The following is a 12,979-nucleotide window of genomic DNA, read 5'->3' as shown; positions in this document are numbered from 1 at the left end:
GCTTATGATCACGCGCGAAACCGTCATTCTCGTCCCCGGCCTGTTGTGCGATGCGGATGTCTGGACGGACCAGATCGCCGCCTTGTCGCCGCTGTACGAGGTCATCGTTCCCGACCTCACCCGGCACGATTCGCTGCAGGGCATGGCCGCGCACATCCTGGAGGGCGCGCCCGAGCGCTTTTCGATCATCGGCCATTCGATGGGCGGACGCGTGACGCTCGAGGTATTCCGCCTGGCACCGGAAAAGGTCGAGCGGATCGGCCTGCTCGACACCGGCGTACATCCCGCGCCACCGGAGGAATTGCCCAAGCGCCAAGCGATGCTCGACATCAGCGCAGGCCAGGGCATGACCGCGCTCGCCGATGCGTGGCTTCCGCCGATGGTGCGGCCCGGCCTGCTCGATGCCGACCCGGCGCTGCGCGCGACGCTCTATGCGATGATCGAGCGGATGACGCCCGCGATCCACCGCCAGCAGATCACCGCGCTGATCAACCGCCCCGACGCTGCCCCGCTGCTGTCGCAGATCGCCTGCCCGGCGCTGGTCGGCGTCGGCGAACTCGACCTGTGGAGCCCGCCCGACCAGCACGTCCCCATCGCCGAAGCGATCGTAGGCGCGACGATGGTGGTCTTTGGCGGCGCAGGCCATATGGCCCCGATGGAAAAGCCCGATGCGGTCAACGCGGCGCTGCTGGAGTGGATGGCACGCCCCGTTGCGGGGTGATGGCGGGCGTCGGCGGAGTCAGGAGGCTTCGCGGCACAAGTTCGAGACAGGTTAGCGCCTCCCCCCCTCCGCTCAGCCTGAGCTTGTCGAAGGCCCCGTTAGATGGCCTACATATGCGCGGGGCCTTCGACGGTCGCGGGCTTGCGCCCGCTGCTCAGGCTGAGCGGACATGGTGATGGCCTGCCGCTCAGGACTTGTGCTCCTCGGCCTGCACTGGCTAGGCCTCGTGTCCCCGATTAACCCGTTCTAGAAAATTCTCTGCCATGAAGCGAAACTCTCGCCCATCATGGTCAGCAATTGGCCGGGCGAAGGAAGTCATCATATTCAGGGCGCAAGGGCATGAAGGACCTCGACACCTCCACCGACACATCCGCGTTCGAGCTGCCTGCGGAACTCGACGCGCAGGGCCGGCTCACGGCGGCTTGCGCGGCCGCAGCCCTGGTGCGGATGGAGGCGCATGGCCTCGTCATGCTCACCAATCTTTTATCCGACGCGGAAGCCGCAACCGGGCTCGCGCTGATCCGCGAGACCATCGACGATCCCGACCGCCAGCGCTGCGCCTTTGCGAGCGAGACCGACAATCGCTATGTCCGCCGCGATTTCTGTTCGCTGCCCTCCACGCCGCCGGTGGCGGATCTGGTCGCGACGCTCGCGCAGCGGCTGGAAGCCGTGCTGTCGCATTATTGCCACCGCTCCCATTCGCTGCTCGAAGTCACCACACTCACCAGCTATCTCGGCTCGTCGCACCAGTATATCCATCGCGACCCCAGCGGCGTGATCAGCCTGTTTGCGGCGGTGGAGGACGTGTCCGAGCAGCAGGGCGGGACGGTTTTCGTCCCCGGCACGCAACTGTTCGATGGCACCGCGCCCAAGCATGACGATGCGGCGCTGGAGCGGATGGAGCTGTTCCGCCTCGCGTGCAACTGGCGCATCCTGCGGCACAATCTGGCCAAGCTGTGGGCCATGGGCCGCAACAATGACGCGCCGCTCGCGCCGGGCGAGTTTGGCGACCGGGTGTTCTCGCGCATCTGGGACGAGCACCAGCCCAATCTGCTGCGCTTCTTGCTCGGCAAGAATTCGCAGTTCAGCCTGCGCATGCTGAGTCCAGGCCGGTTGCTGAAGCTGGTCCGCCAGCGCGCCGCACGCGACCGGAACTTTGAGCTCGTCTCCACCGCGCCGCGCAAGGGCACGGTGATCGTCTATCAGAGCGACATGTTGCACGCAGGCCCCGACAACCGCTCGGCTCAGCCGCGCCGCCTGTTCAGCATGAGCATCGCGCGCGAGGCAATCTCGGCCAAGCGCTGGCACGACGGCTATTCGCCGCACCCTAACCTGATTGCGCAGCCATTGAACCTTGGCGACCTGCTGGACCGGCCCGTCCGCAAGGACCGGGCTGGAAGCGAACTGCGCATCGCAAGCTGATCTGGCGCGCGCCCCTTACCTTCTCCGCTCAGCCTGAGCCTGTAGAAGGCCACGCAATTTGGCCAGCGTCGGTGCGGGGCCTTCGACGGTCGCGGGCTGCGCCCGCTGCTCAGGCTGAGCGGCGGTCGCTGGCGCCGACAAATCGGAAGCCGCCTTGGCCCTCAAACCGACGCAACCAGCGGCATCAGGCCGGGGTTCAGCGCGGCGCGCGCGTGCTGGCGCATGCGCTGTTCGGCCTCGTCGGCGCGGCCCGCAAGGATCGCCTCGGCAACCGCGAGATGCTCTTCGTGCGCGGCCTTGAGGTTGGTATGCGCATTGGCGAGATCGTCCCAGTCGAGCGCCAGCGCCGCAGCCGAGGCGAGCGGGAGGTGGTTGTTGCGCGACAATGCCACGCCGATCGCGCGGTTGCCGCTGGCATCGAGCAGCAGGTCGTGAAACGCAAGATTGTAACTGTAGAAGCGGTCGATATCCTCGGGCGCGAAGCTGTCGCCCGCAAACAGCGCATCGCCCTCGGCCAGCACCGCCTTCAGCCGGCGCGCAAAGCCGGGCGCGATCGGGCGCGAGGCGATCAGCCGCACTGCCAGCCCTTCGAGCACGCCGCGCACCTCGATCGCATCGTCGATCTGGGCAGGCGTCACCCCGCGCGCCGCATAACCGCGCCGCCCCAGCTTCGCCACCAGCCCTTCCTGCTCCAGCGTGCGAAGCGCGGTGCGCACCGGCATGCGCGAGACGCCGAAGCGCTCTGCCGTCGCGATCTCGGCGATGCGCGCGCCATCGGGAATCTCGCCCGAAACGATCATCTTGCGCAGGGCAAAGAGCACGCGCTGGCCAGGCTTCATCGGGGCAGTCATGCCGCCCTGTTTAGCCTGTGCGCCCGCACCGACAAGCCCCCGCATCCGCCTTGCAACGCTCATCAAACTGCATTATTGGATCCAATAACGATTTATCTCAGGAGAGGCACCCATGGCCACCGCCCCCGATCTGGAAGAGCGCAGCGCTGCGCACACCACCGCGCCCTGGCCGCGCAACGCCTGGTATGTCGCGTGCACTCCGCAAGAGATAGAAGGCAAGCCGCTCGGCCGCACGATCTGCGGCGAGCCGATGGTGTTCTTTCGTGGGCGCGAGGGCAAGGTCGCCGCGCTCGAGGATTTCTGCCCGCATCGCGGCGCGCCGCTGTCGCTCGGTTTCGTCCGCGATGGCGCGCTCGTCTGCGGCTATCACGGGCTCGCCATGGGCTGCCATGGCAAGACCGAGGGCATGCCCGGCCAGCGCGTCGGCGGTTTCCCGCCCATCCGCACCTTTCCGGTGATCGAGCGCTATGGCTTCATCTGGGTCTGGCCGGGCGATGCCGATGCGGCCGATCCCGCCAAGCTCAGGCACCTCGAATGGGCCGAGGACGAAGGCTGGGCCTATGGCGGCGGCCTGTACCACATCCAGTGCGATTACCGGCTGATGATCGATAACCTGATGGACCTGACGCACGAGACCTATGTCCATTCGACCAGCATCGGGCAGAAGGAGATCGACGAGGCTCCGGTCAAGACCCGGCTGGTCGGCGACGAGGTGGTGACCAGCCGCTTCATGGACGCGATCGACCCGCCGCCGTTCTGGGCGATGGCACTGCGCGGCGCGGGGCTGCCTGATAGCGGCCCGGTCGATCGCTGGCAGCTGTGCCATTTCCACCTGCCCAGCAGCGTCGAGATCGAGGTCGGCGTCGCCCCGGTCGGCGAAGGCGGCTACGAGGCCCCGCTCGACCGCAAGGCCTATTCGGTGGTGGTCGATTTCATGACCCCCGAGACCGAGGGATCGCACTGGTATTTCTGGGGCATGGCGCGGCGATTTGCCGTCGACGATGCCGAGCTCACCACCACCATCCGCGACGGCCAGGGTCGGATCTTCGCCGAGGACATGGAAATGCTCGAGCGCCAGCAGAAGAATCTCGACCTCTATCCCGACCGCCGCCTGCTGCTGCTCAATATCGACGCCGGCGGCGTCCGCGCGCGCCGGCTGATCGAACAGGCGATTGCGGCGGAATCAGGCTGATGCGACAGGCCGCAGCCCTACCTACAGCATTGTCAGTAGACGCGCGCTGATTGGTTGATAAGGTGCGCGCCATGCGTGTGCTCAAACGTCTGGCGCTCAGCCTTCTCGTCCTTGTCGTCGTAACCGCCATTGCCCTTGCGGTGTGGGAGCCGCTGGTGGCCGAATCGGGCAAGGCCCCGGCGTCGCGCAAATATGACGTGGAGATCGTCCGCGACGATTTCGGCGTGCCGCATATCTTCGGCAAGACCGATGCCGATGTCGCCTATGGCGTCGCCTATGCGCATAGCGAGGATGATTTCTCGACCATCCAGGAAGTCGCCGCGATGACCCGCGCGCGCACCGGCGCGATGACCGGTCAGGATGGCGCCAAGGTCGATTTCGCTGCGCATCTGCTCGATATTCGCGGCACGGTGGACCGCAAGTACGACACGCTGCCCGCCGATATCCGCGCGCTGCTCGATGCCTATGCCGCGGGCCTCAACCATTATGCCGACAAGCACCCCGAAGAGGTACGCCTGTCCGGCCTGTTCCCACTCGAAGGTCGCGACATCGCCGCGGGCTTCGTGCTGCGTTCGCCCTTCTTCTTCGGGCTCGATTCGGTGCTCGGTGCGCTGGTCGAGGGCAACGACCTGCCGATCGAGGGCGGACCCAGTTTGAGCGGCAAGGACGTCGCGCGCGTCACCCCGATCGGTCCAGAGCCCGACATGAATGGGTCGAATGCCTTTGCCGTCGCCCCTGCGCGCTCGACCGACAATGTCACGCGGCTGATCTCCAACTCGCACCAGCCCTGGCGCGGCGGCGTCGCCTGGTACGAGCTGGTGGTGCATTCGGAAGAGGGCTGGAATTTTGCGGGTGCGACCTTCCCCGGATCGCCCTATCCGTTCCTGGGCCATAACAAGCATCTGGGCTGGACCAACACGGTCAACCGGCCCGACCTGATCGATGTCTACAGACTCGAGCTGAACGACGACAGGACGCAATACCGGCTCGACGGAAAGTGGCGCGACCTCGAATCCAAGCGCGTCTGGCTCAAGGTGAAGATGGGGCCGTTCACCCTGCCCGTGCCGCAGACCGTCTATCGCTCGGTCCATGGCCCGGTCATCATGAACGACAAGGGCGCGTTCGCGATCCGCTATGCCGGCATCGACGAATTGAAGATGCTCGAGCAATATTTCCGCATCAACAAGGCCCGCGATTTTGCCGAATGGCAGCAGGCGATGGCAATCCAGGGCGTGCCCGCGACCAATTTCATCTATGCCGATGCCAAGGGCAATATTGCCATGGCGTACAACGCGCTGTTCCCTGCGCGCAAGCCGGGGGCGAACTGGCGCGGGGTGCTGCCTGGCGATCGCAGCGACCTGATCTGGAAATCGCACCTGCCCTGGGACCGGGTGCCGCTGCTGGTCAATCCCGCGTCCGGCTATATCATGAACGCCAACAACACGCCGTTCGTCGCGGCGGGTCCCGGCGACGAGCTCGATCGCGCCAGCTTCTCCCCTCTCTTGGGGATCGAGGACGACATGACCAATCGCGCGCGCCAGGCGATCAAGCTGTTCGAGGCGGCAGGCCAGATCGACGCGGCAACGCTGGCGCGGATCAAGTACGATGTCGGCTATGACAAGTCGGATTACGCCACCGGCTGGATCAACGCCGTTCTCGCGGTCAAGCCCGATGGCGACAAGCGCATTCCCGAGGCGCAGGCGCTGCTGCGTGCCTGGGACTGGCAGATGGACGGCAAGGACAAGGGCGATGCCTTGGCGCTGATGCTGATGCGCCCGGCGATGCGGCAGAGCTATCGCCGCCTGCCGCTGCCCGATCCGCGCGAGGAGCTGGTCGCGGCGATCGATCATCTCGAGAAGCATTTCAAGACGCTCGATCCGAAGCTCGGCACCGTGCTGCGGCTGCGCCAGGGCAAGGTCGATCTGCCGATGGACGGCGGATCGGACACGCTGCGCGCCGCGACTCTATGGGACGTCGACGAGAAGGACGGCCGCTTCGCCGTGCGCCATGGCGACAGCTTCATCCAGTTCGTCGAATGGGATGATCAAGGCAATGTGACTTCGCGCTCGATCCAGCCGTTCGGCGCGGCGACGACGCGGCCGGACAGCCCGCATTATGCCGACCAGGCCAAGCTGTTCGTCGAACACAAGACGAAGCCCGTCTATTTCACCCGCGAAGCGCTGATGCCGCATGCCAAGCGGCGCTATCGCCCGTGATTGCGCTTGAAACCGGTTGGACAAACCTTATGGTTTCGAACAGCAACCTGAAGGCGGCACCGGCGCTCCTACATCAGCCGGTGGCACCCGATAGAACAGTCATATTCGCTCCCAAGAGAGGCTCCATATCCATGCTCAAGCCCTTCCGCTCGCTGATCGCCGTATCCTCGCTGGCGCTTGCCGTGGCGCTTTCCCCCGCCCAGGCACAGCAGGCCGCGCCCGTCGCCGATCTGGTCAAGACGGTGAACATCCCCTATCAGCAGTTCACGCTGGCCAATGGCCTCACCGTCATCGTTCACGAGGACCGCAAGGCCCCGATCGTGGCGGTTTCGATCTGGTATGATGTCGGCTCGAAGCACGAGCCCAAGGGCAAGACCGGCTATGCCCATCTGTTCGAGCATATCATGTTCAACGGATCCGAAAACGCGCAGGGCGACTATTTCGAATATCTGAAGAAGCTCGGCGCGACCGATTTCAACGGCACCACCTGGTTCGATCGCACCAACTATTTCCAGACCGTGCCCAAGGCGGGGCTGGAAGGCGCCCTGTTCCTGGAAAGCGACCGCATGGGCCATCTGCTCAACGGCATCACCCAGGAGAAGCTGACCAACCAGATCGGCGTGGTGCAGAACGAGAAGCGCCAGGGCGATAACCAGCCTTATGGCCTGGTCGAATACAAGCAGATCGAGATGCTCACGCCCCCTGAGCATCCCTATGGCCATTCGACCATCGGATCGATGGAGGACCTGCAGGCCGCCTCGCTCGACGACATGAAGAAGTGGTTCACCGACCATTACGGCCCGAACAATGCGATCCTGGTGCTGGCGGGCGACATCAACGTCGCCGAAGCCAGGCCGCTGGTCGAGAAATATTTCGGCGATATCGCCAAGGGTCCTGAAGTTGCCAAGCTGAACCCGCCGCTGCCGACGCTCGACAAGGAGAAGGTCGCGGAGATGAAGGACAAGGTGCCGACCGCGCGCCTCTATCGCTTCTGGACCGTGCCCGGCCTCAATGACCCCGATTATGCCGCACTCGACGTTGCCGCGACCGTGCTCGGCGGCCTGGCCAGCTCGCGGCTCGACAACATTCTTGTGCGCGACGAGCAGACCGCGGTCGCCGTCACTGCATCTGCCCAGCCCTTCGTCCATGGCAGCGTGTTCGAGGTCTATGTCGATGTGAAGCCGGGCGCGGATGTCGACGCGGTATCCAAGCGGCTCGACGCGATCATGGCCGATTTCATCGCCAAGGGCCCGACCGCCGACGAGGTGCAGCGCGTCGCGACGCGCGAGGCGGCCCAGCGGATCAACGGCCTGGAACAGGTCGGCGGCTTTACCGGCAAGGCGGTGACGCTGGCCGAAGGCGCGCTCTATTCGGACGATCCGGCCTTCTACAAGAAGCAGCTCGACATGCTGGCCGCGATGACGCCGGCCAAGGTCACGGCTGCGATGCAGAAATGGCTGACTCGCCCCGTCGCCAAGCTGCACGTGCTGCCCGGTGAGCGCGATGCCTATCAGGAAGTCGCGGGCGGCAACGGCCAGGTGACCGGCAGCGGCCCCGCGATGCGCACGGGCGTCCTAGCGGCACCGGCGTTCTATTCGAGCATGGCCGAAGACGCGATGGCCGCAGGCGCTGCGAGCAAGCAGCCGCTTGCCGCTGTCGATCGCTCGACCTTCCCTGAAGCCGGCGCAGTGCCCGATCTCGACTTCCCCGATGTCGAGGAAGCGACGCTCTCGAACGGCATCAAGGTGCGCTTCGCCAAGCGGACCGCCGTGCCGGTGGTGCGCGTCGCCGTCAGCTTCGATGCCGGCTATGCGAGCGATCCCAAGGATGCGCTCGGTACCAACAGCCTGATGATCGCGCTGCTGCAGGAAGGCACCCAGAAGCTCAATTCGGTGCAACTGGCCGAGGCGCAGGAGCGCCTGGGCACCAATATCAGCGCCTCGTCGGACCTCGATCGCACCATCGTCTCGATGAGCGCGATGAAGGCGAATCTCGGCGCATCGCTCGACCTCCTCACCGATGTCATCCGCAACCCCGCTTTCGATGCCAAGGAGCTGGAGCGCGTGCGCGTGCAGCAGTTGACCCGCATTCAGGCGGAATTTACTCAGCCGCAAGGCATCGCGCTGCGCAACCTGCCGCCGCTGCTCTACGGCCCGGCCCATCCCTATGGCGTGCCGCTGACCGGCACCGGCGATCCGGCGGTGGTCGCCAAGCTGACCCGCGACCAGCTCGCCGCCTATCACGCCCAGTGGATGCGGCCTGAGCGCGCATCGATCTTCGTCGTCGGCGACACCAGCCTCAAGGACATCATGCCGATGCTCGAAGAGCGTTTCGGCAAATGGCCGTCGAACCGCATGGCGCTGATGCAGAAGGATTTCAGCGCGGCGATCCCGGCTGGCCAGGGCCGCATCATCCTGATCGACCGTCCCAATTCGCCCCAGTCGCTGATCCTGGCGGGTCAGGTGCTGAAGGCCAAGGGCACCGACAATCTGCTGGCGCTCGAAACCGCGAACGACATTCTGGGCGGCGATTTCCTCTCGCGCATCAACATGGACCTGCGCGAGACCAAGGGCTGGTCCTATGGCACCCGCACGCTGATCCAGCGGCCCAAGAACGACGTGCCGTTCCTGGCCTTTGCGCCCGTCCAGACCAACCAGACCGGCCCCTCGGTGACCGCGATCATCCAGCAGATGAACGATTTCATCGGCACCAAGGGCGTGACCCCGGAAGAGCTCGACCGCACGGTCAAGGGCAACAGCCTGGAGCTGGCGGGCACCTATGAACGCTCGGCCGCGGTGCTGTCGCAGATGCAGTCGGACGCGCTTTACGGCCGCCCGACCAACTATGCCGAAAGCCTGGCCGCGCAATATCGCAGCATGGATGCCGAGAAGCTCAACGGGGCGATGCGCACCGCGCTCAACCCCAAGACGCTGACCTGGGTGATCGTGGGCGATGCCGCCAAGGTCGAGCCGCAGCTCAAGGAACTGGGCATGCCCGTCGAGGTTCGCCGCGCGGCACCTGCCGCCGGAGACAAATAAGCCAACTACCCTTCAACCCACCACAGAGAGGACGAATAACATGTCAGTTGCTGGACAATATGATTGCGTGACCAAATCGCCGATGGGCGACCAGAAGTCGGTACTGACCGTCAATGTCGATGGCGACAGCTGGACCGGATCGAATGCCGGCCAGATGGGCTCGCTCGACATTACCGACGGCAAGGTCGACGGCAACACGCTGACCTGGACGATGGACATGAAGGTGCCGATGCCGATGAAGCTCGAAGGCACCGCGACCGTCGATGGCGACACCATCACCGGCCAGATCAAGGCCGGCGCATTCGGCACCATGGCGATGAGCGGCACCCGCAAGGCCTAAGCTTTCGCAAGCAACGAAAATCCTCCCCGTGCCTGGCGCGGGGAGGATTTTTTATGGGCGGTGCCCTTCAACCGGGTCGTTCGGATCGGGCGTCTCGCTCGACGAGACATGGTTGAGCGCGATCACCCAGCGCCCACCGACTTTCCGCATCAGCCGGGTGTTGATGCCATATTGCGGGCTTTGTGCCCGATCGAGATGATAGCGACTGATCAGCTGCGCGGCGTCGTCGCTGAGAATCTCCACCTTGATGTCGTAGAAATGCAGCGTCCCGCGCTTTTCCGGCGCGCCGCCATAATCGCGGACATAATGGTCGAGCGTTCCCTGCCAATCGCGCTGGAACTGCCCGCGCGAGACGAACACCACTCCGGGGTTGAGGAAGCCGCGCATATAGCCCTGAAAGTCGCCGCGATTCCAGGCCGCTTCCATCTCGGCGATCACATTGCGGATTTCGGCTTCGGGTGCGGGCGTCTCGGCATGGGCGGGCGCCGTGGCCATGCAGAGCGCAAATGCCGCGAATAACGAAAATCGCCCTGCCCCGTCATTCTCGCGAACGCGGGAATCCCGCTGTTGCGCCACGGGTTGAGAAGAAAGCGGGACCTTCGCCTTCGCTGGGGTGACGCATTCAGGGAAGGCCGGAAAGCTCACTTCCCCGCCTTGGCGAGCTTCGCCTTCTCGGCGGCGATGAATTCCTCCATCTTCTGCTCCATCACCGGCAGCGGCACCGATCCCAGCATCAGATAGGTGTCGTGGAACGGGCGCTGGTCGAAGGCCGCGCCCAGCTCGGCTTCCGCCTTCGCACGCATCTTGCGCAGCGCCAGCTCGCCCAGCTTGTAGGCGAGCGCCTGGGCCGGCCAGGAGATATAGCGGTCGACCTCGGTCTCGACATCGCGCGGGGCGAGCGCAGTGTGGCTGGCGAGATAGTCGATGGCTTGGCTCCGGGTCCAGCCCTTGGTATGCACGCCGGTATCGATCACCAGCCGCGCCGCGCGCCACATTTCAAAGGTCTGGCGGCCGAATTCCTCATAGGGCGTCTCGTAGATGCCGATCTTCGATCCCAGCCATTCGGTGTACAGCCCCCAGCCCTCGCCATAGCCGGAGAAATAGGTCTGGCGGCGGAATTCGGGCCGGTTGGGGGCTTCGAGCGCCACCGCCGCCTGGAAGCTGTGCCCCGGATTGCACTCGTGCAGCGCCAGCGCGGGGATGTTGTACAAGGGCCGCTGCGGCAGGTCATAGGTGTTGAACAGGCACGCATCCAGACCGCCGCGCCCCGAGGTGTAGATCGGCGCGATCACATCGGGCACCGGCAGCACGGTGAAGCGATAGCGCGGCAGGAAATTGAACGTGTCCTTGAGCTTGCCGTCCATCTTCTTGACCGTATAGGCCGCAGCCCCCAGCAGCTCGCGCGGTGTTCTGGCATAGAATTGCGGGTCGGTGCGCAGGAATTGCAGGAATTCGGGGAAACTGCCCTTGAACCCGGTCTCGCGCATCGTCCGCTGCATGTCGGCATCGATCCGCGCCACTTCCTTCAGCCCGATTTCGTGGATCTCCTCGGGCGTCAGGTCGAGCGTGGTGAAGACCTTGATCATGTCCTGGTAGAAGGCCTTGCCATCGGGCAGCGCATAGGCGGCGATGGTCGTGCGCGCCTTGGGCATGTACTCGGTCCGCATAAAGCCGAGCAGCTTGGTATAGGCGGGCACCACCGACGTCTCGATCGTCTTCAAGGCCTCGGCGCGCAGCGCGGCCTGTTCGGCGGGCGGTATGCTCTGCGGCATCACGCGGAAGGCATCGTAGAACGGATTGGCCTCGCCCGGCACCGTATAGGCCTCGATCGTCTTGTCGCGCCCCTCAATGCCGACGCGCGGCACGGTATAGCCCCGGGCCAGCCCTGCGCGCATGTTGACGATATTCTCGTCGAAATAGCGCGGAACATCGCGCATCCGCCCCAGATAGCGCTTGTAGCCGGTGGCATTGCCAAAGCCCTGGCGCGGGTTCAGCCCGCCCCAGAAGAAGGTGTCGCTGTTGAACGGGGCTTCATAGGTCTTGTATTCCAGCCCCTTGGCATTTTCCCAGACCGACTGGCGGAACACCGCGGCGTTGACCTGCTCCTCGGGCGACAGCTGATCCATCGGGATCGCGTCGAGCTGTTTCAGCACATCCTGCCAATAGGCGAGCCTGCGCGCCTGATCGGCAGCAGTCTCGCTGGTCAGCCGGTCGCCATCGACCCAGCGGCCATTTTCCTTGATCTGGGCCAGTTCCTTCTGCCGCCAGTCCCACTCCGCATCATAGAGCGCGCGCAGCTTCGCATCCATCGGGCCCGGCGCGGGCCTGGCAGCAGTGGCCGGCGCGGGTGAAGGCGCGGCGTCCTGCGCCATGGCGGGAGCGTTCGCCGTGCCGAGCAGCAGCGATGCGATAAGGATGGATGCGCGCATGGTGATGGGCCCCTTCGGAATGCCGTAAGCAGTTGTTCGGCATTAGAGTGAAGGGCATTCGGCAGGTCAAGCGATCAGTATACGAAACGCGGCAGGCGATTGAATTGCATGCTCTTTTCCGCCACTCCGGCGCAGGCGGGGGTCCCCCTGATGCACGACAGCGAACGAGCGAGCGGGATTCCCACGTGCGCGGAAATGAAGGGTTCAGGCGTCTCTCTTCTTCACCAGCGCCGACCGCAGGCACCGGCACACCACCTCGCCCCGCTGGTTGATCAGTTCGTGCGTGAAGGTGACGATCCCGGCATTGGGCCGCGATTTCGACTCTTTCAGCTCGGTCACCTCGCTGGTCGCGCGCATGGTGTCGCCGATGAACACCGGCTTGGGCATGACGAGCTTGTCATAGCCCAGGTTGGCGACCAGCGTGCCCAGCGTCGTATCACCCACCGACAGCCCGACCATGAGCGCAAAGGTGAAGGTGCCATTGACCAGGATCTGCCCGAACTCGCTCGCCTTGGCCGCCTCGACATCGAGGTGCAGCGGCTGCGGATTGTGCGTCATCGTGCTGAACAGCAGATTGTCGGTCTCGGTCACCGTGCGCCGGATCTCATGCTCGATCCGGTCGCCGACCTGCCATTCGTCGAAATATCGTCCTGCCATATTTCCCTACCTCAACTACCCCTCTCCCTCGATGGGAGAGGGCTGCGAAGACTTATGAGCGAAGCGAATTAGTCGAAGCTGGGTGAGGGTGAGAATGCGCCAGCTCGCAACCA

At 64.7% G+C, this 12,979-nt stretch carries 10 protein-coding genes; 6 read left to right on the top strand and 4 right to left on the bottom strand.

Annotation, left to right across the window (positions count from 1 at the left end):
* Positions 1-4 precede the first annotated feature (4 nt).
* Positions 5-721, top strand: coding sequence for an alpha/beta fold hydrolase (locus OPU69_RS00725; RefSeq protein WP_060978030.1), 717 nt, complete (start codon positions 5-7; stop codon positions 719-721).
* Positions 722-1,060: 339 nt separating this feature from the next.
* Complete coding sequence (locus tag OPU69_RS00720; protein WP_498508921.1) at positions 1,061-2,143, top strand: phytanoyl-CoA dioxygenase family protein; 1,083 nt, start codon at positions 1,061-1,063, stop codon at positions 2,141-2,143.
* Positions 2,144-2,304: 161 nt separating this feature from the next.
* Here the strand turns inward: OPU69_RS00720 and OPU69_RS00715 are convergent, their stop codons facing one another.
* Positions 2,305-2,994 carry a GntR family transcriptional regulator gene (locus OPU69_RS00715; protein WP_498508920.1) on the bottom strand — a complete coding sequence of 230 codons (690 nt, stop codon included), beginning with the start codon at positions 2,992-2,994 and terminating at the stop codon, positions 2,305-2,307.
* A 112-nt stretch (positions 2,995-3,106) separates the two neighbouring features.
* On the opposite strand from OPU69_RS00715, the gene OPU69_RS00710 reads away from it, so the two are divergent.
* The 4 genes from OPU69_RS00710 (at position 3,107) to OPU69_RS00695 (ending at position 9,780) form a co-directional block, all read left to right on the top strand.
* On the top strand, positions 3,107-4,186 hold the full coding sequence (locus OPU69_RS00710) for a Rieske 2Fe-2S domain-containing protein (protein WP_498508918.1): 1,080 nt from the start codon (positions 3,107-3,109) through the stop codon (positions 4,184-4,186).
* A 71-nt stretch (positions 4,187-4,257) separates the two neighbouring features.
* Entirely contained in the window at positions 4,258-6,402 is a 2,145-nt protein-coding gene (locus OPU69_RS00705; protein ID WP_498508916.1) for a penicillin acylase family protein, read from the top strand.
* A 131-nt stretch (positions 6,403-6,533) separates the two neighbouring features.
* Complete coding sequence (locus tag OPU69_RS00700; RefSeq protein ID WP_498508915.1) at positions 6,534-9,440, top strand: M16 family metallopeptidase; 2,907 nt, start codon at positions 6,534-6,536, stop codon at positions 9,438-9,440.
* Between the two features lie 40 nt (positions 9,441-9,480).
* On the top strand, positions 9,481-9,780 hold the full coding sequence (locus OPU69_RS00695; protein ID WP_023838966.1) for a hypothetical protein: 300 nt from the start codon (positions 9,481-9,483) through the stop codon (positions 9,778-9,780).
* A 51-nt stretch (positions 9,781-9,831) separates the two neighbouring features.
* Here the strand turns inward: OPU69_RS00695 and OPU69_RS00690 are convergent, their stop codons facing one another.
* The 3 genes from OPU69_RS00690 to OPU69_RS00680 form a co-directional block, all read right to left on the bottom strand.
* Complete coding sequence (locus OPU69_RS00690; protein WP_498508913.1) at positions 9,832-10,275, bottom strand: YybH family protein; 444 nt, start codon at positions 10,273-10,275, stop codon at positions 9,832-9,834.
* A gap of 146 nt (positions 10,276-10,421) precedes the next feature.
* Entirely contained in the window at positions 10,422-12,209 is a 1,788-nt protein-coding gene (locus OPU69_RS00685; RefSeq protein ID WP_498508912.1) for a DUF885 domain-containing protein, read from the bottom strand.
* A 204-nt stretch (positions 12,210-12,413) separates the two neighbouring features.
* Complete coding sequence (locus OPU69_RS00680; RefSeq protein ID WP_498508911.1) at positions 12,414-12,866, bottom strand: MaoC family dehydratase; 453 nt, start codon at positions 12,864-12,866, stop codon at positions 12,414-12,416.
* Positions 12,867-12,979 lie beyond the last annotated feature (113 nt).

Source organism: Blastomonas sp. 34TW (assembly GCF_059803595.1).
Note: the sequence above shows the minus strand (reverse complement) of the source record. Positions and strands in the feature narration are given on the sequence as shown.